Origin of the sequence: Mycolicibacterium madagascariense (genome assembly GCF_010729665.1) — a bacterium.
In the GTDB taxonomy this organism is placed as follows: domain Bacteria; phylum Actinomycetota; class Actinomycetes; order Mycobacteriales; family Mycobacteriaceae; genus Mycobacterium; species Mycobacterium madagascariense.
Window position 1 is genome coordinate 108,899 of record NZ_AP022611.1, and the last position, 21,900, is coordinate 130,798.

A 21,900-nucleotide genomic window follows, 5' to 3' on the forward strand; every position below is an offset into this window, starting at 1 on the left:
ACCGAGCCCATCCAGGAAACCGGCCCACCGCTGCTTCCCGTGCTCGAATCCGAGCAGACGAAACCAGGGCCCGTCGACAACGATTCGAAGTCGACTCTTCCAATCGCTGTCAAAGCAACGGCGTCAACGGCACTTCCGCCCACGGCCGCGGTAGACCCCGAGGATTCCTCCTCGGCCGCGGAATCGGCGGACACTGTGAGCACCTCGACCGGAGTAGCCCTGGCGAGAACGTTCAAGACCACGTTTACGGGCGATGCGTTCCCTGCCGCCGCGGTGACTGCAGCCGTCACGCCCATCGCGCCCGTCACCCAGGTCGCTGCTCCAGCAACCGGCTTGGTGGGTCTCCTCAATGCCGTCGTCACCAACCTCCTCAACCCCTTCCTCGCGCCGGCTCCCGCCACGGGTGACCCCTTCACACCGGTGGTTTGGGCCGTCCTGGCATACGTGCGCCGCAACTTCTTCAACGAAGCCCCGGCCATCACCTACGACCCGACTACGACGGTGCAGACCGGCCAGACACTCACCGGCACCATCGGAGCAACCGACCCCGAGGGTGATGCCGTGACCTACACGGTCACGAAGGGTCCGAAGTACGGCACCCTGACCATCGATCAAGCGACCGGTAACTTCACCTACACGCCCAACGACATCGATTACGATGCAGCACAGACCGATTCGTTCACGGTGTCGGCCGCCGACGGCAAGTTCAACCTGCTCAGCCTGGTTGGCGTGCCACATAGCACAGGCGCGGAGATCAAGGTCAACGTACTGAGTCCGCACGCCGACCGAGTGATCGTCAATCTGCCCGCCGGCTTCACCGACGCCCAGATTCCGCGGTTCGCGGCGGACGGACAATCCCTTCTGTTCAGCGCCACACCCCCGGGTGCGGCGGCAGACGCACGCCTGGAGATCTATCACGTCAACGTCGATGGAACCGGATTGAACTGCGTCACGTGCGGCATTGCCGACCCCACCCCCCTTCGTGCCGGCACCACTGCACCACGGGACCTGTTCAAGCCCGTTCCCTTCGACGACGGCACCGGGCGGATCCTGTTCCAATCAGTCGACCCGACCACTGGGGCCTACACCCACGTCATCTACGAAAGCGATACCAAGGGAGCGCGACTCGTTCAAGTTCTGACGCCGGCGGGCAAGCCAGGAGTCATCGTCACCGATCCGCAGCGTGAGATGAGGATCTCGCCGGACGGGACCCACGTGCTGTTCAGCCAAATCCAACTGGTGCCGAATCCACTGGACCCTCCTGGCTTCATCACGGCGGTACCCATCGTGGGCGCGCTGACTCCTGGCGTTGATGCCAACGGCCGCGAGGTCTACACCGTCACCGACGCTCGGGTCGTCAACCCGGTCGGCGAAGGCAAACAGTGGACGAAGGACGGCAAGGGCGTGATAGTCCTGGGCGGCCTCTACGAAGCCGGCAACGTCGACGATGTCGTCGTCGACGTTGCGACCGGACAGGTGACACGATTGACCGCCAACCTCGATTACGACGAGGACGCCGACCTGTCACCCAACAATCAGTGGCTCGTCATCGACAGCGCTCGCGGCCTGGATGCACTGACGCCGGTGACCAAGATCGAGCGGCCGCCCTTCGTAGCGCTATTGGTCCAGGGGAACGCCTACTACGCCTACGCGGGTACCTCGAACTATACGAACGTCACCAACCAGCCATGGCTGGTTGCAGTACAGGACGACTTGAAGGGGGAGAACGGCATTCCCCTGTTCGTCAGCGACGACCCCTCCACCCCCGAGGACGAAGGCGACGGATGGACCGCCCGGAGCATGCCCAGCTGGAATGCCGACGGTACCCAGGTCGCGTTCTGGGAGGCCAACGCATCGGGCCAGTCACGTCTGGTCGTGACCAACCTGAAGTACACCACCAGCGTGGGGACGGTAACCGACGACACGACGCCCGCGGTGTCTACGACCTTGCCGACGCTGGCCTCCAACACCCCACAGCACGTGACCTTGCCGGATGCTGGAACCGTCGCGGCACCAAAGGTTTACGAAGGTCCGGGCGGCGGCACCGCTGAGGTCAGCGAGACGGTCGACGCCACAACGGGCCACGTCGTGCGCACTGCAAAGTACATCGACTACGTCAATGGTCAGGGCATGATCCTCAACGGTACGGAGACGACCAACCAGAGCGCAGCGGAGAACACCATCCACTACGTCGCCGCGATCACCGTGACGGGGACCCACACTGGGTCCTTGACCGGGGACGTGACGATTGGCAAGTTGACGCGGACGGTCGTTCCGACGACACCCGGTTCGCAAATCACGACGACCCTCGATGGGGAGACGCTGACCTTCTTGGACCCGGCGAGGATTGCGTCGGCTCAAGCCGGCACCTAGTCGATGGGGGAGAGGTCGGCTGTCCACCTGCGCGGCGGCCGGCCGACCTCGCCTCGACGTCGCGCGGACACCTACGCGCTTACTTCTGCCGACAGGCAGCCATCACCACGGAACACGAGACGAGGCACGATGCCCAAGCGCATGATCTTCACCCTTCTGGTGATGGACTCCATCGGTCACAACTTTCATGGCATCTGGCGACATCCCCGTGCACGCAACCGCGAGTTCAAGGCATTCGACCCCTGGGTGGACCTCGCCAAGCGGGCTGAGCAGGCCAAGGTCGACGCATTCTTCTTCACCGATGTCATTGGCGTGCAGGGGCAGTACAAGGGGTCCAGCGACGTCGTCTTCGAGATGGCGATGAACGTGCCCATCGGCGACTGCACCATGCTGATACCCGCGATGGCCCACCAGACCCAGGACATTGGCTTCCTCTACACCAGCTCGGTGATCCAGCACCATCCCTTCGTATTCGCCCGCGCCGCCTCCACACTGGATCACTTGAGCAACGGCCGCATCGGTTGGAACATCGTCACCTCCGCCAACGAACAAGCGTTCCGAAATCTCGGCCTGCCGGGGAATCTGTCGCACGACGAGCGCTACGCGTGGGCCAAGGAGTACGTCGACGTGACCTACAAGCTGTGGGAGGGCTCCTGGGATGTCGACGCCATCGTCGACGACCCGGCGGCTGGCATCTACGCCGACCCGGCCAAGGTGCACCCCATCAAGCACGACGGCGAGCGGTACAGCGTCGACGGGTTCAACCTGATGGAACCCTCGCCGCAGCGAACACCGGTGCTCGCGCAAGCCGGCGGCTCCCCGGCAGGACTGGACTTCGCCAGCAGGCACGCCGAGCTGATGTTCCTCTCGGCGATGTCACTGGAGACCATTACCCAACAGATCGCCGGCGTCCGAACCATGGCCCGGGAGCAGGGTCGCCGCGACGGGGACATCCTCTTCCTGCAGGGCATGATGTTCATCGTCGGGTCCACCGACGAAGAGGCCCATCGCAAGTGGGGCGAACTCGAGGAATACCGCAGTCAGGAAGCCCAGACCGCCTACTTCTCGAGCCTCAGCGGCATGGATCTCGGCCGGTTCGATGCCGCTACCCACCTCGAAGACATCCTCGACGATATTCCGGGAATCCGCGGCGCGTTCCTTTCGATGATCAATGCGTGGCCGGCCGGAGCGAAGCCAACGATCAAGGACTTCCTGACCTCCTTGTCGTTGCCGCAGATGGTCGTTGGATCACCCGAGACCATCGCCTCGCGCCTCTTCGAGTATCAGTCCGCGGGAGTCGACGGCGTGCAGATCATGAATGCCCTGATGCCGGAGAGCTATCACGACTTCTTCGACTACGTCGTACCCGTGCTCCAGGACAAGGGACTGATGCAGACCCAGTACCACCCTGGTACCTTGCGGGAGAAACTCTTCGAGACGCCCACAGCAGACATCGGCGAGCGCCACCCGGCGTATGGCTACCGCGGCATGTTTTGCAGCGAGTGAACGAACGACCGACGCACCGTCAGAGCACGGTCACCGTCGCTCACGCCTTGCGCACGGGGGTACGTCGGCGCGAATTCGGCTTTCGCTTCGGCACTTCGGGCCGAGGCTCCACGGCGTCGATGTATTGCTCGAAGGCCTCGGTCACTTCCGCGTGTGCCGACGTCACGCCAATTCCCTCTTCGAGATTGAGGAGCTTCGGCAGACCCGACATCAACAACTGCAACGCAGGCAAGGAGAGATCGCCGATTGGCCGCGCGCTCTTGCCGAACTTCGCGACGAGTGCCTCCAGTTGGATCTTGCGGACACCCTCGGTGGCATTCGCGATCTCTGCCCGGATTGACTTGCGGTGATTTCCCAGGGCCATGAACTCGGTCATCATCGCACCGGTCGCCTCCTGCCAGGAGTACTCCCAGACCGCGCGCAGGGGATCCTCGGTGCGGCGTGCGAACGCGTCGGCCAGGTAGGCCAGGCTGCGCTCGGAGTAGCGCTTGATCGCGGCCACGAAGATGTCGTCGAGGGTGGGAAAGTAGTACTGCACCAGGCTGGGCGTAACGCCGGCCTTCGACGCCAGCGTCCGGTACGTCACGCTCGCGTAGCCCTCGTCGAGCATGGTCTTCTCGACGCAGTCGAGAAGAATGTCCCGAGTTTTGGACGTTTCGGCGCCAATGCGCCGCGACGATGTCGCCATGGTCTCCCGATCTGTTCGCTGAACGTATTCTGACACCCAATCCACTGCTGTACGGTCGTATAGTCTCATTTGTGTGCCGACACGGGTCGGTACCGACCTACTCGACCGGCAGGACGACGATGACCAGCTCCCTCACTTCCAGCTCCCTGGAATCGCTCCAGAAGGACGTCCGCTATCTCATGGATCGCACCGAGATCCTCGATAGCATCTCGCGCCACGCCCGCGGCTGCGACCGTCACGACGTCGACCTCATCACCTCGGCCTATCACGGCGACGGTGTCGATGAGCATGGCCACGCCGTCAACTCGGGCCCGGATTACGGAGAGTGGGCCAACCGCACCCACGCCGAGACGTCCCGTGTGCACACCCACAACATCACCACCCACAGCTGCGAGATCGACGGCGACACCGCACACGCCGAGAGCTACGTCCTCGTGGTGCTGATCGGACCGGACACCAAGAGTGCCCAGTTCATCACCGGTCGCTACCTCGACCGACTCGAGCGTCGCGACGACCAGTGGCGCATCGTCGTCCGACGATCCACGGTCGAAGGAATGTTCATCGGCGACGCACGGGTACTGCAGTCACCGTTCTTCACCGAGAAGGGCTACCTCGTCGGCACGCGCAATCGCGACGACCTGTCCTACGAACGCCCGCTCAGCATCGACACTCCAGCACCCGCACGGTGGTAGCGATGACCACCACCGATACGGGCATCCAGGCCGGCGAGCAGCGGATGCTCATCGACGGCGAGCTACAACTCACCGACGGCGGCACCCTGTTCGACGTCGAGCATCCCGGCAGCGGCCAAGTCGTCGGCCAGGCCACCGATGCAACGGTCGCCGACATGGCGCGTGCGGTCGGCGCGGCGTGGCGAGCGTCCGAGAACGCGAACTGGGCCAGAGACATCGAGTTCCGCTTCCACTGCCTGATGCAGTTGCACGACGCGCTGGACCGGAACAAGGAACGGCTGCGCCGCGTGCTGGTGACCGAGGTCGGGTGCCCGATCAGCGTCACCGGCGCCCAGATCGAGGAGCCGATCGCCGAAGTCAAGCACTGGGCCGAGCATGGGCGCAACTTCGAGTACTTGGTCGACACCGGCATCCACCAGACCCATCTCGGACCTGCCCGCCGCAAACTGTCCTACGAGCCCGTCGGGGTGGTGGGTGCGATCACTCCGTGGAACGTGCCGTTCTACCTGAACGTCGCCGAGACCGTCCCGGCGCTCATGGCCGGCAACACCGTGGTCCTCAAACCGGCCCAGCTCACTCCGTGGTCGGGCACCGAACTGGGTCGTATCGTCGCCGAGGAGACCGACATCCCCGCGGGGGTCTTCAACGTGGTGTCCTCAAATGCTAATGAGGTGGGTGCTGCGCTGTCGGCCGACCCACGTGTCGACATGATCACCTTCACCGGCTCGACGGCCACCGGACGGGCGATCCTGGCCGCCGGCGCCGCCACCGTCAAGAAGACCTTGTTGGAGTTGGGTGGCAAGTCGGCCCACATCGTGCTCGACGACGCGCACTTCGGGTCGGCGTTGCCGCTGGCGGCGATGATGGCGTGCGTGATGTCGGGTCAATCCTGCATCCTGCCCAGCCGAATACTGCTGCCGCGCAGCCGCTACGACGAAGGAGTGGCCGTACTCAAAGCCGCGATGGAGAACTTCCCGGTCGGGGACCCGTGGACTCCCGGCATCATGCAGGGGCCGCAGATCAGCGCCGCGCAGAGGCAGAAGGTACTCGGGCTGATCGCCAGTGGAATCGAATCCGGCGCCAGACTGGTGACCGGCGGTGGGGTGCCCGAGAATCTGCCCAACGGCTACTACACCCAACCCACCCTGCTGGCCGACGTCGACCCCGACTGCCAGGTCGCCCAGGAGGAGATCTTTGGGCCGGTGCTGACCGTCACCCCGTACGACAACGACGACGAGGCCGTCGCCATCGCCAACAACAGCATCTACGGCCTATCCGGTGAAGTCAGCGGAACCGACGTCGACCGGGCCTTCGCCATCGCTCAGCGCATGCGCACCGGAAACGTCACCATCAACGGCAAGAGTCACTTCGGAATCGCCAGCCCGTTCGGCGGAACGAAGCAAAGCGGACTGGGCTACCGCAACGGCACCCACGGATACGCCGAGTACCTCGCCATCAAGACCATCGGTCTCCCGGAATAGACAGGCACATGCGGCTTTACGACGAGGCTCGGACATGAGCATGGGCAGTGACGACCTCTGGGAGGTCATGTCCACCGCGCGATCGATCCGGCGGTTCGCCGCCGACCCGGTCGATGACCGCGTGCTGGATCGGTGCCTGGAAGCTGCCACCTGGGCGCCGTCGGGTGCCAACGCCCAGTGTTGGCGCTTCGTGGTCTTGCGGTCACCAGAGGTGCGGGCCGTCGTGGCGCGCGCCGCGGCCCAGGCGTTGGCCGTCATCGAACCGGTCTACGGCATGTCGCGCCCCGCCGCCGCCGACGACACCCCCCGAGCACGGTCCTACCGCGCCATCTACGAACTGCACGATGGCGCCGGCGAGCATGCCTCAGTGCTCTTCGCCCAGCAGAAGCTCCCGGCCACCAGTGACCTGCTATTGGGCGGTTCCATCTTCCCCGCGATGCAGAACTTCCTGCTGGCGGCGCGGGCCATGGGACTGGGCGCCTGTCCGACCAGCTGGACTTCCTACGGCGGAGAGCAAGTTCTCCGCGAAGTGATTGGCATGCCTGACGATTGGGTCATCGCAGGGCACGTGATGATCGGGTGGCCGCGAGGAAGTCACGGGCCGGTCAGGCGACATCCGATCACCGACGTCGTCGACGTGGACCGGTGGAACCACGAGGCGGTCACCTCCTTGGACCGAGCCAACGCACAACGACGTGCTGGCACGACGTGATGAGTACGCCTCCGAGACGGGACGGGTCGTAGTGGACTCCTTTGACCGGCACCTGCTGCAGTTCGTCCTGACGTGGACACCATTTGGTGGCCCGGCGGACGAAGACACCTTTCCGCGGTTCGGTCTGCGTGCATCGGTGGTGCACGATCGATTCATCGCCATCGCGAATTCCGTTGGGTCGCAACTGTCCACTCTCGACCATGACGACGCCGACCTGGTACGACGGGCGCAAGCTCACCTGCATGAGGCTCGACCGGTTTCCGCACCCGCGGGACACGCATCCGATAGGACCTTCGGCTGATGGACAGATTGCGCGTCATCCAGTGGACCACCGGCAAGGTCGGCAAGCTCAGCACCCGCGGAATACTGGACGATCCGCGGCTCGAACTGGTTGGCGTCTACGCGCATTCGGACGACAAGGCCGGTACCGACGCAGGCACACTGTGCGGCCGACCCGAGACGGGCGTTCAAGCGACCACGGACATCGACGCGCTGATCGCTCTCGGTGCAGACACCGTGATCTACACACCGTTCATGGCCGATGTCGAGCATGCCGTCCGGTTGCTCGAAAGCGGACTCGACGTGATCAGCACCAATCTGTTCCTCAACGTGGGCGGCATTCAGGGCGATACGAAGCAACGGCTCGCCGACGCCTGCCGGCGGGGAGACAGCTCGCTGTACGTCACCGGGGTCAACCCAGGTTGGATCAACACGATAACTGCTGCGATGACCATGACCGCGGTCTGCCGCGGCGTCGAGATGGTGTCGGTCGCCGAGTCGGCGAACGTATCGGTATACGAGTCCGCCGAGACGTGGCGAGCGCTCGGCTTTGGACTTCCGCACGCGACACCCGAGGTCATCGAGATGGCCCAGATGTGGCTCAGCACCTTCCACGACTCCGTCCAACGGATGGCGGTCGCGCTGCACCACACCCTCGACGACATGGAGTTCTTCATCGAGTATGCAACCGCGGCCGAGACAGTCGATCTCGGCTGGCTGCGGTTGAACAAGGACACCATTGCCGCGGTTCGAGCGGGCTGGAACGGCAAGGCGAACGGTAACACCGTCGTGCAGTCGAACGTCGCCTGGTACCTCACCAAGCATCTCAATGAGCACTTGGAGTTCGACGACGATCATTACCACGTCGTGATCAAGGGGGAGCCCGAGGTGCAGACCCGCATCCGGTTCATCCCGCCCGAAACCTGGGGCAACCACGAATGGGACACGATGACGGCGATGCCCGCGGTGAACGCCGCCGTCGACGTCGCCGCCGCACCCCCGGGCATTCTCACGCTGCACGACGTCGGGCTCGCTTCTGCACCGGCGGGCATCTGGTTGAACGAGCGCGCCTAACAGTCCGGTGCGTGGGCGGCCGCGACGCGACCTAACCGATGAACGGAAGTCGGCGCTCGCGTGCCAGCGTGTCGAGGGCTTGCTGCATCACGGATCGAACGTGTGCGTCTACTTCGGCAACGTCGGGTTGCTTGCCGAACTCGCCGACGACGTCGATCGGCGCCAACACCTGGGTGACGATCTTCGCAGGAAGTGGGATGTTGGGAGGAACGAAAACGCTGACACCGAAGGGGAATCCGATGCTGACGGGTAGAATCCCGACACGGAATCGACCGAGGCCCAATTTCTTGGCCAGCCCCGTACCCCGTGTCAGGAAGAGTTGGGTCTCTTGTCCGCCGATCGAGACGATCGGCACGATCGGCACCCCGGTTTCGATCGCCGTCCTCACGTAGCCTGTTCGTCCGTTGAAGTCGATGACGTTCGCGCTCCCAGTTGGCCGGTACGCGTCATAGTCCCCGCCAGGGAACACCAGCACAGCCGCTCCCGAGTGCAATGCCGACGCAGCGTTCTCCCGGCTTGCGTGGATGACGCCCAACCGGCCTAGCCAGCCCTCGAACGGTCCGACGAACACCTGGCTGTGCGCGAGTGTGAACAGAGGGCGGTCGTATCCGAACTTTTCGTAGAAGGCGGACCCGAAGATGACTACGTCGGGTGTCAGTGAACCGCCGGAGTGGTTTCCCACCAACAGGGCTCCGCCCACCTCCGGGAGCGCATCCAGTCCACGTACCTCCGCGCGGAAGTAACGCTTGAGCACGGGCCACGCCTTGTCCTTCACCTGCTCTGTGAAGGCAGGGTCCCACTTCACGGCTTCGTCACCTGTGCTCACGGTGTTCCTCATCAGTCGCTGATCGAAAGGGTTGCGGCTTCGCTCATTGCGCGCTGCTCACCGCAGCCATTGCCGTCTCCACCTTGCGCAAGTCATCGGATAGACCGGCAGCCCTGCGGAGTTCGGCGAAGGCGTGGACGATCGCGTCCGTCGCTTCGTGAACGTCGTCGAAGGTTCGGTCATCGGCCAGCACCGCGATGTTGAGCTGGTCAACGTAGCTCCACACCGTGATGTTGACGCCGACACCGGCCGACAACACGCCCGTCGAATAGAACTCACTGACCGGCGACCCGCCGATGTTCCCGCGTTGCCGGGGCCCTGGGACGTTGGAGACCGGGACGTTCATCACCTTGTTGGACGTGGCCCGCTTGGCCTGGCGCCGAAACGCCGCGGGAGCCAAAGCCGTCGGCAAATAACCCATCATGCGGCTGTACAGGTCGGGTCCGACGACGTGGTGATCCTCCTTGGCGGTCGTCGTGGCCAGCCCGATCAGGCGCACCCGCTCACGTGGGTCATTGATGTGTACTGGCAGGGACACGGGGAGGCCGCTGAGCTCGTTGCCGCTGAGGCGGTCCGGGGATCGATCGGTGCTGATCGGGACGTTCGACAACAACGGTCGGTCGGCTCTGCCGTCGTACCGAAGTAGAAGATCCCGCAGCGCCCCGGCGACCGTGGCCAGCACCATGTCGTTGAAGGTCACGCCGAGCTGCGCGGAGGTCTCCTTGGCATCTGCCAACGACAAGGTGGCGCTGGCGAATGTCCGAACCGGCGAGACCACATGATTGAGGAAGGTTGGTGGCGGTTTGAACATCTTGGCCATGTGGGGCCGATCGCCGCGTTCGCGGACCCGCTGGTGGAGTTGAGACAGTCCGGTGGTGGCGTCGCGCAACAACTTCGGCAAGCCAGCGACCTGCTCGATGTGGTCGCGTCCTGCGGACCGCAGCAAGGCGGACGTCGAAGGCGTCACTCGGTGCCCAGCGGTGACGGTCGGCGTCGTGTCGTCCATCAAGCCCATGAAACGGGCCATGAGGGTGGCCGATGCCACCCCGTCGGCAAGTGCGTGATGCACCTTGCCGATGAGCGCGTAGCGGTTGTCGGCCACTCCCTCGGCGAAGTAGAACTCCCACAGCGGACGGCTTCGGTCCAACGGCGTACTGGCCACGTCACCGATCACCTGGTTCAGTTCGCGGCGGCCTCCGGGGCTCGGCACCCGCACCACCCGCAGGTGGTAATCCAGGTCGACCTCGCAGTCCGCCAGCCGGATCGGATGATGTAGCCGCCATGGAATTCCCTGAAGCTTGAAGCGCAGCGGATCCAACAGGTGAAGGCGGTCCGCGACCGTCTGTCTGAAGGTGTCGAAGGTGAACGCGGAGGGATCGTCGGGGTGGACGACCAACACCTTCAACGTGTGCATGTGCAGGTTGGGGGTTTCGCCGTACAGCAGCATGGCGTCCATGCCGTTGAGTCGCTTCACGTGTATCCCCCCGGAGCGCGGAATAAACTGCCTGGTGGCGATGCTGTACGGGCGTACAGGGCGCCGCAAAATATACGGCATTGATGGGAGGTGCGCTAGGGCCAAATCGGTAGAGGTGGATATCCCGACAACGCCCGAGAGCGTCCCACGCGGCGCTACGCACCGCCCCGTTGCCCCAGTGCCTCCCGTGAATGAGATGTGCGTTCAGGATCTGTTGCCTCCGTGCAGTTGTATTCAAATGTTTCTTGCGCCAGCGCACTTCGTGCCCACCCGATCCGTGCTTTGGGCGAAAGCCCTAAACGCTCGAGGGACCCGCTCTCAACGCGTCGTTCCAGGGCGCCACGTAGGCCATGAAGGAATAGCCGCGGCCAAATCGCTTGGGGCCGACGTCGGCCTGGCTACCCTGCGCATGGGTTTTACGGCGCGGAGCATTGTGGCGGGCCAACAAGAGCCCCCGTGAGGACTAGGCGGCCGTAATTGTTTGCGCCCAAGCCCAGGGTGCGACACGCCGAGTACCTGCTGTATAGCAGACCACGCACGATGCTAAAGACGCCAGCGTCTGCAAGACCGTACACCTGCATCCTTCAGCGGTGCAGGCACCGGTGGAAGGTCGGTGTCGCTCAACTAGGCGCGCCGCAGGAAGGAGCGTACTGCAGCCCCCAAATGAGCCGCAGTTCCGTCTTAGTCGCGGCGGCCTCCTATTCAGCGTGACTGGGTTGATCGGAGCCGCGTCGTCAAAGAGGGATCGGATGCCGATTTGTCGGACGCAAAATGGAGACTTTTGTCATGGATAATGACAATTATCCATGGGCCTGAGACGCACTGTCGCAGTGGGGGATAGGGCACCGCGCGGTTTGAAATGTCGCGGCACACCGATCTAACGACCTTCGAAGCGCCAAAGAGCTGACACGGCTATGACGTGAAGCGTGCCATCGAGTGACGACTGGCCGCAGTTCGTGAGGGTTTCAGGAACCGGTGCTTTTACGTCACAGTGACGAATAATCAGCCGCTAAGGGCGCAGCTCTACCAAGACGTGCTGCTAAAGCTGTACCCGTGAGCGACAGCCGCACATGTCTGCAACGAGCGCAACGCCTTTGCGCCACAAGGTCCGCAAACCGGTCGACTCCGGGGTCAAATCCGCACGTCCCGAATTTGATGACAACAGCAATGAGACAAAACGGACAAAATCCCAAATGAACACCTTCATTGCGAAAGATGACAACTACATCGAGACTGGACAGACGCCGCCGACGCGGAAGCCATGAGACACGTTGCGCGCCAACGGAACTGACATAATAACCCTTATCGGCATACCAAATGTATGCCAATCGGGCATACCTTGAGGTACTATAACCATATGTCGGATCTGACCACGATCAAGGTGAGTAAGCCGCTGCGCGAGCGCATCAGCGCCGGTGCCGCCGAAGAGGGCGAGACCGTCCAGAAGTTCCTGGAACAGCTCATGGAGGGACGGGAGCGGCAGAAGCGCCTTTCCTCCGTCGCGGCCGCCATCAGTGGTGCCGACGAGGAGACGCTGACCTCCTGGCGCACGGAGACCGCCGATTGGGCCACGGTCGACGCCGACACTGACCCCACGCAGTGAGCGTTCTCGTGGCTCCCGGATCGGTGGTGTGGGTCAACCTCGATCCCACCGTGGGTCGTGAGCAAGCCGGCCGCCGACCGGCAGTCGTCGTCGCATCGTCCGGCTACCTCGATGCGGTCACCGAGCTGGCCATCGTCGTTCCCGTGACGACCACCGACCGGGGCTGGCCTCAGCACGTCAGACTCAGCGGACCGAGCCTCACCCTGGATCGCCCGTCCTTCGCGATGACCGAGCAGCCGCGGACGATCAGCCGGCAACGCATCGCCAGCCTGGCCGGAACGGTCGACGATGGATGTCTGACGTCGATACGGCAATGGCTAAGCGACTTCATCCACGACGAGCATTCGTCACGGTGACGCAATTGGCTCAGGAAGGGGAATCGAACTCATGGCCTACGAAGGCATGCCGCCGGAGGTGAACACAGCCAGGTCTGCGCGGAGGGCGTCGGCGAACTCACCCGGCCCGGCGAGTGACCAAGCGCCCGAACCGGCGGTTCCTTGCACGCGAGGCGTCACGATCGTCGATGTCGACGATGATGGCAACGTGGTCAAGGAGCGGATAACGGTCGACGGTGACCACCGGCGCGCCTGAGTCTTGGCGCTCTACCCATGACGTCGATCATCCGGTACGAACTACGCTCCCTCGACTCGCTGCCGTGGCCGCACGGACTGGGCAAGTCCGAGTATCGGCGCCTGGAGCGCCGGTTGGTAGCACTGCTCGGCTCGGGATGTCTCACACCTGCCGTTCACAAGCGGGCCTTCGAAACGAACATCGATTACAAGAACGTGGTCCTCGAGGAGTTGGGAGCGCGGGCCTGGAGCCGCGACGTGATCGACGTGGCGGCCGGCGCGGCCACGCTCGCGGGCGCGGCGCCGCTGCTCGGGGTCGATCTGATCGACGATGAGCAATGGTGGGCTTGGGTGCGCGAGCAGCCAATCGCCGACCCGTTCGTGCGGGGCTGGCTCATCTCACCGCCCGACATCACCGGCGGATACCTCGATGCGCGGCACCGCATCACCTACTTGAGGTTCATGTGTGGCCCGGCGTTCTCGGTCCTCGTCAGGTATCAACGGTGATCCGACCAGGTGTCGCCTGCTGGTTGCAGAATGGGTGCTGTGACGTTGATGGACACCCAGGCCGCCGCCGCCGCCGAAGCCGCCAGCCGTTCGTGGTACGTCCCTGCGTACCGCGGCCGAGACGCAATCAACATGCAGGCCTTCGCGAAGCTGGCTCCCGGTCGTCGCCTCACCTCACGGAGCTGGAAGGGCTTCCGCCTCTTCGAGGAGCCGGCGTACATGGTGAACTTCGGCTACGCACACCAATACCTCCCCTGGGAGGTTTGGGAAGTCAGACCGACGCGTGTGCTGGGCTTCGAGCCGATGCTGCAGCACGAGGCACGTCAAATCCGGGCCCGACACATCGAAGTCGTTCAGCTCATGCCCGATGGCTTCGAGTTTGGGCCCAACGGCCACGCCGTACGCCTCCTGGTCGAGCAGCTCGCCCAGTGCACCCAGCCCGGCGGGGCGCCGGGACCGGACTACGTCGCCGCCATGACGTTTCTTCAGGACCAACTCGCCACGACCACAAGCTGGCTGCACGATTCGCGAGTCTCGTTGGCGCGCGCGTATCTTGATTTCTTGGCGTCAGGCAAGACCACCGGCCCCATCGGGCGATGGGACAGCCACCTTGCGCCAAGGCTGCCGGCGTACCCCCTGATCGATGCCGCCGTATCCGGCCTGACCATCCCGCAGCCCATCGCCAGCCACTGGGGCATCGCGCCAGACTCGCGTACGCCCAGCTGAGCAACCAAACCTCCGCCCACATGCACCGCCGGCCGGCCAGTAGGGGTGAGTTTCGAATCACCCCACCTAGGAGACGAATGACAGCAGTCGATATCGCTGACTACATCCGCGGGCTTCAGCACGACGGATGCGCCACGACTGTCGAATTCACAGCTCCTCGAATGCATTACGAGAGTCTGGACACCTGGTCGGCAACGGTGACGTGCGGTCTGGATTGGCGAGCGGAGATTCACCTTTCACCGCTCGACGCACGTGGGCCCGCGCCCGACGTCATCGCCGGTTACGTCGATTTCCTCGTGCTGCGGCTCGGTGAGCAGCCTGTCGCGGAAGTGCTTGATCTTTACGGCCCCGTCGCGGCCGACTTCGCCGAACTCTTCGACGGCGCTTGGCTTGTCGACCGGCTCGGTGAGGAAGATGACTTCACCGGCGGTGTGCCGATCGGAACAGTGCTGCTGGTGCTGGACGCCGTAGTCGACGCCGCCTTCCAACACCACGATCGGCTCAGACCGTGGTCGGTCGCCGAAGTCGCCCACACCATGCTCCCCACGACAGCAGGGGTTGTCGCCATGCACACAATTCCCGCCCCTTCCCCGAAGGAGCGACATCGAGGCCTGGTGGCCGCTGATCGCGTCGATCCGCACTGGCCCCAGGTCGGCTGCGTGTTAATACCCGGCCTCCCCCGGTACGCCGGCTGCGCCACCGCCTACCGCTACCTCGAAGACGCCCGAGCGGAGCTGAGCGTCATTCGCAAAGACACCTTCCGTGCTGGAGGCTAACGACTGATGGCATCGCCAGAGCCAATAGCTCTGTGCCAGGCCCGTTTTGGCCCCACGTGCTTGTCTGATCGTTACCGCTTGATGACAGTGGTGACGCGATGCTTGGTCACCGACGCACGGATGAGGATGAGCCGGGTGTAGTCGCCGACATCGCCTTCATCCGCGCAGAATTCAGGTCCGTAGAACACCACGACATTCGCTCCTGGACCCTGCGCGCTGGGAAACATCAGACCATCGACGCGGGCAGGGAAGGAGTACTTGAGGTACTCGGTGAATACCTGGGTGGGCACGTAGTCGATGTGTTCACGGCCGTCGAGGTCGACCGGCAAGGTGAGATCCCGAACGAAGTTGTGCAAGAACGAGATCGTGTAGTAGCTACGAAAGGACTGTTCGTCGAAGATGCTGGGAATCGCGGGGAGCTTGGTCAGGTCAATCAGTCGTACTTCGCGGGCGGTCGTGAACTCCCCGGTGACGGCATACCCGTACGAACTGTGAGCTCCGATTTCGGCCACGGCGGTGTCGAGGTCGGTGGCGCCGTAGAACATGCTGATCCCGGCGGGACTCATCCGGTTGGCGGCGGCCCGCTGCGGCGGGGGTGGCCCAAGTTTGGCGGCGTCGTAGTCACTCGGGTCTGGGTCTGTTGCGGTCATGCGGCCGCGGAACAACCGGGGGCACGGCTGGGGAAATATTTCGGGGGTCTGGGACAACACCGCAGCCAGTTGGCGGAAGAATTCGAGCACCGACAGCCTCTCGCCATCGGCACTCGCGTCGCCTAGGGCCCCGGTGAAGAAGAACCGCGTGGAGTACTTCACAAGCTCTTTGAAGGAGTCCCAGCTATATTGCAGGACCTGATCGGGTGTGAGTCGCTGCCAGTCTCGCCGTACCCACGATTGCGTGGTGAGGGCGGCTGTGATGTCCGAGGCCAACCCGTCGTCGGGGGTCCGTCCGGTCGTGGCATGCTCTTCCAGCACCTCCCACACGACGTCGTCGGCGTCGTACACGGTGGTCACCTGGCGGCCCGGTTGAATCGGCACCCCCGAGGCCTCGGCTTCCTCGTAGAGATGCCGGACACCGACCATGAAGACGTCCAACAAATCATCGAGCGGAGCCGCTACGGGATTCGAGTCGTCGCCGACGATCTCGCAGTAGCTGCAGTTCGGCTCGGAAAGGTGGTCCGCGATGGCGGCCTTCAGTACCGAGTCGTCGACATGGGCCAAGCACACGGTGCGGTCGGTCGCCCAGTAGCCACGTGCCTCGGCCGCCATGGCTTCCCCTTTGACAAGACCCACATCCCCTCCAGCGGACGCTACGGTGCCGGCGCGGGCACGGTCGTCGTCACAGGTGCCTTCGTCGTCCCGCTAGCGGGCGAGCTGCCTGCCGGAGCGAGCTGTACCGCGCTACCCGTGGGCTGGCTCGACGCCGTCGCCGGTGCCGGTGTCGCGGCCGGAGCCGCGGGGTCGGAGGGCATGGACGTCCCCGCGGTCCCCGCGGGGACGTCCCTTGCGGTGCCCGTTGGTGAGGTCGAGGTGCCCGGCAACGGGGTCCCGGAGCTGCCCTCGGGCAGCGGCGTCCCAGTGCTGCCGGGGAGGGGCGTGCCGGAGGCCCCAGTCGGCGGCGGTGTTCCAACAGGGACTGGCCCCGCGGCCGGAACAACACCGGGCGGTGCTGCTGGAGCCGGCGGCACCGCGGCGGACGGTGCAGCATCGGCCACCCCCGGGCGAGAACCGCCGAACGGCGCGGCGCTCGTTCCTGAGGGGACGGGTGCAGGCGGCGGGGTCAGCCAGACGGCAAGATCATGGCCGCCGCTGTTGTAGACGACGCTGTCGGGCTGCTCACCGGTCACGTCGAAGTAGACCTTGCCCGACGTCTTCGCACCGGGCGGCAGGACGGCTGGGTTCACCCCCTGCGGGGTAGCCGCCAAGAACAAGACTCGGTAGGTGTCACCGTTGCGGGCGCGAGCGTTGAAATCGGACACCACGGGCTGGATCGAACCTTGCACGGCCTCGTTGGTGGCGGTGGCCTCCCACAGCGTCCCGTTGACGTGCCACGGGATGACATCGCCGCTCGGCTTCAACCCGCTGACGGTCCACGTCTGCACAGCCGACCCGTTGACCAACTGCGCGGCCTGTCCGAGAGACGTCAGAGTGGGGGCCACTTCATCGTTGGCCTGGGCCATCGGAACGCCCAGCACCGACCCAGCGGTCACCGCGGTCGCAGCAAGAACGGTCGAGAACTTCACTGTGGGCGCCTCCCCATAGTCGCTTCGCTCCCCCTGGATGCGAGAAAGGAGTGGGTATGAACCCTATCGCGGGGGGAGAGTCGAAGGCCCGCGACGTTAACCGAGGTGGCCAGCGTCCTCGCCGGTGCCCACTGGGTTACGTTGACGGCCCCGCCGGAGCGTTTTCGACCGTGGCCCGCAACTGCGCAACGGTCAGCGGCTCACGCACTGCCACCTTGACGAGGTTCATCCGTATACCGTTGTCCAGCAGCATTTTTGCGACCTTTGCGCGCCACAGGCCTGTCTCGTCGTAGGCCTCGGTCTCGGCTGACGCTCGAGGAATGAGATCCGCAACAAGCTCGGCGGCCAGCCCGGACTCGTCTGCCACTTGGCGCTCGGTGAGTAGCCCGTCAGCATTCGTCGTGCCCACCACTTGACGGTAGATCGTCGCTGGCGCTGTAGTCCACCACCAGACGAGGGTTCCTCACTGGATGGCACCTAGCGCGCTGCGTAGCGGCCCCGGTGCAACAGAGGGGCGCCGGCCGGGTTGAGGAACGAGCGTTTCAGGTCGGCAATCGACCACTGGATGTAGTGGGACAGCGGCACCAGCGTAAGCAGGCTCAGGGTCGGGTCAGGTGCGGCGGCGACGGGCTCACCTCCTCTGCGCGTGAGGGTTCGGTAGCCGCGTTCGAAATCGCTTACCTGGTATCCCACAGCCACGGCCTCTATCGACCAGTCCATCTCCAGAAAGGGCAGGTCGAGGTCGTCGCGGATGTCGTCGGCGAACAACGCGGCCAGGTGTTTCTCCAGGACGCCGATGTCGGCGACGAACAGCCGCGGATGCTCGTCAGCATCTTCCTCAGCCTCGGTGAGGACGAGGCGGTCGGTTCCGCGGCGGCGGATGAAGTATCGCGACGGTGCGCCGGCCTCGGAGCGCAGCTGCACGTCGCCGTCGTCAACTGGCTCGGTGATGTAGTGCGCCGAACGTGCCCAGCCGCTGCAGGCGGCACTCAGGGCTATCGGAGGGCGTGGTGCTGCGTCTGCCTCCCCCACGCGACTGAGGTTACGCACCTCACGCCGCGAGTCTCTCTGGGGTTCAGATGGCGATGCCGGGTTGTTCCTGCTCGCGCTCCACGCGCTGCTGGCGTCGAGCGGCAGCTTCCACCGTTGTCGCGAGCATCCGTCCGTGCCCGATGATCTGGCGGGCCTCGGCGCGTTCGTCGTCGGTGAGATCTCGTTGGCGGCTGACCTGTCGCGCCTTGCTCACCGCCACCCGAGCCAGTTCTCGTCGCTGCTGCGGGTCGGTGTTGTCCCGGGCGCCGGCGAGTGTCGACTGCGCCTCGCGCAGCAGGCTACGTGCTGCAAGTGCGAGGGCGGCGTCCATGACCTCCACGGCGCGAGCCCGATCCGCTTCGCTGGTGCTGCCACCGACGGCCACCTCGGCGGCCGAGTCCGCCGCCGAGCGCGCGTACTGGCCCTGGCGATGCGGGTCGGTCTCCGACTGTGCTGTGCGCAAGTCGCTTTCGGCGTCCGTAAGGGCACCGGACATGGGTGCTGTCATGCGAACGGACGGTACGGAGCACCGCGCATCGGAGTCCACCACCAGAGCCAACTTCGCCGCCGATCAATTCAGAGAGCTTCGGGCCGGGTGCGCCGTGGACGGTGCGGCTCGGTAGCGAATCGCCGGAGGCCAGGTTGCATGCAGGTGTCTCGGGCCTCTGCCGGCGGGGAAGGGCCCATCGGGCACAGCGCCGTCCGCCTTTTCCCTCCCGGCTTGGCTGTACGTGGCGGCGTGGTCACGTGGCCGGGAAACGTAGAGGCCTTGACGAAGACGGTGTTCAAACCGCGCATATCTGCGCAGATGATTGCGTGAAAACTGTTGCGTAACACCATGATTGACGATATAGTGTTGCCTATAAGCAACACGCAAACTGAAAGGCGAATCTGATGAAAACTCGATCCACCGAAGCGCACGTCACCCCCGCGGCGTTGGTCAGCCACACGATCGTCCGCATCCAGGGCGTGCAAGACGGCGACATCACCGTGAGTCACGCCTGCTCCCCCGCTACCCGGTTGCGGGTGCAGTGGGGCTCTCTCTTGATGACCATGCTGTCGGCGCAGGCCACACAAGGGGTATTGGAGGGATTCTGCGCCGCACGTGCGGCGATGGTGCTCATCCCACGACACATCCCGGCCCCCGCGCCGATCGCAGCCGAACCCTTCGCGGTGCCGACCACGGCCATCGACTGGATGCGCCGCCCCGCCTACGCGGTGGTGCCCCGACAGGAACTCTCACGCGACCGCACGCGCCAGATCCGCTGGCTGGACCTGCACCTCGGTCCCATCACCTTTCAGATCCTCGATCAGGACGGAGCAGTCAGCGCCGTGGACCTGCTGACAAAGGCCCACCGCACAGCGACGCAGGTGTTCCTCGATGGGCCGGACTTCGCCGCCGATCCCCGCGACCAGGACTACCCGCCCTCGCAGGGGTAGTTATCCACAGGCCAGACCGAGCCGGGTCTGTTCATCCACAACCGTGGAGGACAGGCCCGCTTTCGGCGTTCGGGCCCCGCACAATCAGGCCCAGGACAACCCCCACCCACCGAGGAGGACACCGTGACCGTTGCCTGGTCTCTAACGATGACAACCGCGGGCCGCGTCGACACCATCATCGACACCGCCGAGGAGCACGACGCCGCAGTCACCGCCGTCCTGGCGGCAGCGCTCGACGCGATGCACGCTGCGCAGACCACCCAGTTGCCCCACTCACCGCGCTACGAGCTGCGCGCCGATGGAGGGCTGGTGGCGCTCATACAGACGGGCACCGACGATGCCGGTAGTCCCGACCATGCGGAGGCCGCCGCACTGATTCAACGTATTGAGGTGGCGCGTAGCGTCAGCGCGTCGCCCCGCTGAGCGGTTGCGTCTCCAGCAGGGCCGCCGGGTCGACCCCGAGCCCGCGGGCCAGGTGCACCAGCACCACCACGGTCGGGCTCTTGCGGCCACCTTCGATGTGATTGAGATGGGGCCGGCCGATGCCCGCCCGCTCGGCAAGCTGGGCTTGCGTGAGGCCGGCGGCCGTGCGGTGTTCGCGGACCGCTGCACCGAGCGCGGCGAGGATGAGCGAACCGTCGTCGGCGGGTGTCGCCTCCATGTCCGTCCCCTTCCCTCGGAGTTGCCCAAAGGCTACACCGCCGGGACGGGCCCGCGGGGACTCAGAACAGCACAGCATCGGTCGTCGCCTCCTGCCACCATGATTCGAACCCGGTCCGTTGCTTGTCCTCCACCACGGCCGGGCACACGACGTAGAAGAACTCCAGTGCTGGGAGCTGGTCGCCGCGCTCGCGCACGACATGGCGAACGATCCCATCGGCACCGATTCGTCGCTCACCGCCGCGCCCATGCAGGTCCTGGCCCATCTGGGCGCGGGTGCCCCGAGCGACGGCCCGCACCGAGCGAGCGGTGATGCCACGCCCCGCGCCACCCGTGGCGGGCCTGCGGGTGAGTCGGCGGACCTCGTAGACGGCGTGTTCGGACTCGTCGAGCATGACCGCGAACTGTGACTGGACCTCGGTCAGTCCGGCGGTGGCCACCAGGTCGGCAGCAGAGCTGCCCTCGATGAGGGTTTGGCGTTCGTTGAGGCTGCGTGCGACGTGCTCGAGGAACAGGGCATAGGCGCCTTGCTGTGGTTCCAGACGCCACCTCTGGGCCACGTGGCTGCGGCCCGCTTCGGTGCGCATAGCGAACGGGCAGAAGCCGCAGGCTGATTTCAACCACCGGCGCCCGGTGATCGCGGCGATGTAGTCCGAGCAGCGGTCTCGATCCCAGCCCCAGTCGCGCAACGGGTACCAGCCCGTGCGGCGGTCGGTGTTGAACAGCGCGTCCTTAACCGCACGTGAGCCCTCGTCGCTTTCGAAGCCCACGACGTGGCGATAGCGCCGACCGGCGGTCACCGTGGCGATGACCGAATCCAAACAGTTGCCCTTGGCGTGAATCGAGCAGATCCGTGTGCCGCCGATCTGCGGAACGGTTCCGGCCGAGAGCATTTCATCGGCCAGCGTGTAGGCCGCACGGTATAGGCGTGTGGGTGCGGTGGTGTCCTGGAGGACCGCGACACCATCTCCTTTGGCAGTGGTCTTGCGTTGCGATCGGCCGACCTGGATGAAGCGCACCCCATGGCGACGCAGTGCAGGCAGCACGATCTGCTCGACGTCGGTGATCGTTTGATCGAACTCTCCCCCGGTGTCGGCCGTGACGACGATGAGGTCGGCCAGGTCGAAGTCGCGGCTGGACGGCTCGACGAGCCAGCGCAGCAGGATCGCGGTGGAATCCACGCCCATGCCGTAACTCAGCACAACCGTTACCCCGCAGTCGCTTTCAGCGATTCCGGGGAGCT

At 64.8% G+C, this 21,900-nt stretch carries 23 protein-coding genes; 13 read left to right on the forward strand and 10 right to left on the reverse strand.

What is annotated here, in order from left to right; genetic code table 11:
- The first annotated feature begins 195 nt into the window (after positions 1 to 195).
- Complete coding sequence (locus tag G6N60_RS27585) at positions 196 to 2,373, forward strand: Ig-like domain-containing protein (RefSeq protein WP_246241394.1); 2,178 nt, start codon at positions 196 to 198, stop codon at positions 2,371 to 2,373.
- 3 nt (positions 2,374 to 2,376) lie between these two features.
- On the forward strand, positions 2,377 to 3,879 hold the full coding sequence (locus tag G6N60_RS27590; RefSeq protein ID WP_246241396.1) for an NtaA/DmoA family FMN-dependent monooxygenase: 1,503 nt from the start codon (positions 2,377 to 2,379) through the stop codon (positions 3,877 to 3,879).
- Positions 3,880 to 3,919: 40 nt separating this feature from the next.
- Here the strand turns inward: G6N60_RS27590 and G6N60_RS27595 are convergent, their stop codons facing one another.
- Positions 3,920 to 4,567: a TetR/AcrR family transcriptional regulator gene (locus tag G6N60_RS27595; RefSeq protein ID WP_163744799.1), complete on the reverse strand. Its 648-nt coding sequence runs from the start codon at positions 4,565 to 4,567 to the stop codon at positions 3,920 to 3,922.
- 119 nt (positions 4,568 to 4,686) lie between these two features.
- On the opposite strand from G6N60_RS27595, the gene G6N60_RS27600 reads away from it, so the two are divergent.
- From G6N60_RS27600 to G6N60_RS27615, 4 genes are all read left to right on the forward strand, one after another.
- On the forward strand, positions 4,687 to 5,259 hold the full coding sequence (locus G6N60_RS27600) for a nuclear transport factor 2 family protein (RefSeq protein WP_163744802.1): 573 nt from the start codon (positions 4,687 to 4,689) through the stop codon (positions 5,257 to 5,259).
- A gap of 2 nt (positions 5,260 to 5,261) precedes the next feature.
- On the forward strand, positions 5,262 to 6,740 hold the full coding sequence (locus G6N60_RS27605) for an aldehyde dehydrogenase family protein (RefSeq protein ID WP_163744804.1): 1,479 nt from the start codon (positions 5,262 to 5,264) through the stop codon (positions 6,738 to 6,740).
- A gap of 34 nt (positions 6,741 to 6,774) precedes the next feature.
- Positions 6,775 to 7,452, forward strand: a complete 678-nt coding sequence (locus G6N60_RS27610) for a nitroreductase family protein (RefSeq protein ID WP_163744806.1) — start codon at positions 6,775 to 6,777, stop codon at positions 7,450 to 7,452.
- 297 nt (positions 7,453 to 7,749) lie between these two features.
- The gene (locus G6N60_RS27615) at positions 7,750 to 8,805 is read left to right on the forward strand and encodes an NAD(P)H-dependent amine dehydrogenase family protein (RefSeq protein ID WP_179969829.1); all 1,056 of its coding nucleotides are present in this window, start codon (positions 7,750 to 7,752) and stop codon (positions 8,803 to 8,805) included.
- Positions 8,806 to 8,836: 31 nt separating this feature from the next.
- Here G6N60_RS27615 and G6N60_RS27620 read toward each other — a convergent pair whose 3' ends face one another.
- Together G6N60_RS27620 and G6N60_RS27625 are read right to left on the reverse strand one after the other, a co-directional pair.
- Positions 8,837 to 9,631 carry a lysophospholipid acyltransferase family protein gene (locus G6N60_RS27620; RefSeq protein WP_246241398.1) on the reverse strand — a complete coding sequence of 265 codons (795 nt, stop codon included), beginning with the start codon at positions 9,629 to 9,631 and terminating at the stop codon, positions 8,837 to 8,839.
- A 43-nt stretch (positions 9,632 to 9,674) separates the two neighbouring features.
- Positions 9,675 to 11,105 (reverse strand): WS/DGAT/MGAT family O-acyltransferase, encoded by a 1,431-nt coding sequence (locus tag G6N60_RS27625; protein WP_163744972.1) that lies wholly within the window; start codon positions 11,103 to 11,105, stop codon positions 9,675 to 9,677.
- Positions 11,106 to 12,462: 1,357 nt separating this feature from the next.
- Here G6N60_RS27625 and G6N60_RS27630 point away from each other — a divergent pair.
- From G6N60_RS27630 to G6N60_RS27650, 5 genes are all read left to right on the forward strand, one after another.
- Positions 12,463 to 12,708, forward strand: a complete 246-nt coding sequence (locus tag G6N60_RS27630) for a hypothetical protein (RefSeq protein WP_163744812.1) — start codon at positions 12,463 to 12,465, stop codon at positions 12,706 to 12,708.
- The gene (locus G6N60_RS27635; protein WP_163744814.1) at positions 12,705 to 13,064 is read left to right on the forward strand and encodes a type II toxin-antitoxin system PemK/MazF family toxin; all 360 of its coding nucleotides are present in this window, start codon (positions 12,705 to 12,707) and stop codon (positions 13,062 to 13,064) included. The genes G6N60_RS27630 and G6N60_RS27635 overlap by 4 nt, the downstream gene beginning before the upstream one ends.
- 252 nt (positions 13,065 to 13,316) lie before the next feature.
- Entirely contained in the window at positions 13,317 to 13,784 is a 468-nt protein-coding gene (locus G6N60_RS27640) for a hypothetical protein (RefSeq protein WP_163744816.1), read from the forward strand.
- A gap of 48 nt (positions 13,785 to 13,832) precedes the next feature.
- Positions 13,833 to 14,510 (forward strand): hypothetical protein, encoded by a 678-nt coding sequence (locus G6N60_RS27645; protein WP_246241443.1) that lies wholly within the window; start codon positions 13,833 to 13,835, stop codon positions 14,508 to 14,510.
- Positions 14,511 to 14,587: 77 nt separating this feature from the next.
- Positions 14,588 to 15,286 (forward strand): hypothetical protein, encoded by a 699-nt coding sequence (locus tag G6N60_RS27650; RefSeq protein ID WP_163744818.1) that lies wholly within the window; start codon positions 14,588 to 14,590, stop codon positions 15,284 to 15,286.
- A gap of 71 nt (positions 15,287 to 15,357) precedes the next feature.
- Here the strand turns inward: G6N60_RS27650 and G6N60_RS27655 are convergent, their stop codons facing one another.
- The 5 genes from G6N60_RS27655 to G6N60_RS28775 form a co-directional block, all read right to left on the reverse strand.
- Positions 15,358 to 16,551, reverse strand: a complete 1,194-nt coding sequence (locus tag G6N60_RS27655) for a HEPN-associated N-terminal domain-containing protein (RefSeq protein ID WP_163744820.1) — start codon at positions 16,549 to 16,551, stop codon at positions 15,358 to 15,360.
- 41 nt (positions 16,552 to 16,592) lie between these two features.
- On the reverse strand, positions 16,593 to 17,525 hold the full coding sequence (locus G6N60_RS27660; RefSeq protein ID WP_170312609.1) for an MPT63 family protein: 933 nt from the start codon (positions 17,523 to 17,525) through the stop codon (positions 16,593 to 16,595).
- A gap of 136 nt (positions 17,526 to 17,661) precedes the next feature.
- On the reverse strand, positions 17,662 to 17,934 hold the full coding sequence (locus tag G6N60_RS27665) for a hypothetical protein (RefSeq protein WP_163744822.1): 273 nt from the start codon (positions 17,932 to 17,934) through the stop codon (positions 17,662 to 17,664).
- Between the two features lie 68 nt (positions 17,935 to 18,002).
- Positions 18,003 to 18,557: an Imm61 family immunity protein gene (locus G6N60_RS27670; RefSeq protein WP_163744824.1), complete on the reverse strand. Its 555-nt coding sequence runs from the start codon at positions 18,555 to 18,557 to the stop codon at positions 18,003 to 18,005.
- A gap of 43 nt (positions 18,558 to 18,600) precedes the next feature.
- Positions 18,601 to 19,065: a hypothetical protein gene (locus G6N60_RS28775; RefSeq protein ID WP_246241400.1), complete on the reverse strand. Its 465-nt coding sequence runs from the start codon at positions 19,063 to 19,065 to the stop codon at positions 18,601 to 18,603.
- A gap of 386 nt (positions 19,066 to 19,451) precedes the next feature.
- On the opposite strand from G6N60_RS28775, the gene G6N60_RS27680 reads away from it, so the two are divergent.
- Positions 19,452 to 19,997, forward strand: a complete 546-nt coding sequence (locus G6N60_RS27680; protein ID WP_163744826.1) for a hypothetical protein — start codon at positions 19,452 to 19,454, stop codon at positions 19,995 to 19,997.
- Between the two features lie 123 nt (positions 19,998 to 20,120).
- Positions 20,121 to 20,420 carry a hypothetical protein gene (locus G6N60_RS27685; RefSeq protein ID WP_163744828.1) on the forward strand — a complete coding sequence of 100 codons (300 nt, stop codon included), beginning with the start codon at positions 20,121 to 20,123 and terminating at the stop codon, positions 20,418 to 20,420.
- Here G6N60_RS27685 and G6N60_RS27690 read toward each other — a convergent pair.
- Both G6N60_RS27690 and G6N60_RS27695 read right to left on the reverse strand, forming a co-directional pair.
- On the reverse strand, positions 20,401 to 20,658 hold the full coding sequence (locus tag G6N60_RS27690; protein WP_163744830.1) for a type II toxin-antitoxin system RelB family anti-toxin: 258 nt from the start codon (positions 20,656 to 20,658) through the stop codon (positions 20,401 to 20,403). The genes G6N60_RS27685 and G6N60_RS27690 overlap by 20 nt on opposite strands.
- A gap of 61 nt (positions 20,659 to 20,719) precedes the next feature.
- Positions 20,720 to 21,844, reverse strand: coding sequence for a hypothetical protein (locus G6N60_RS27695; RefSeq protein ID WP_246241402.1), 1,125 nt, complete (start codon positions 21,842 to 21,844; stop codon positions 20,720 to 20,722).
- Positions 21,845 to 21,900: the final 56 nt, after the last annotated feature.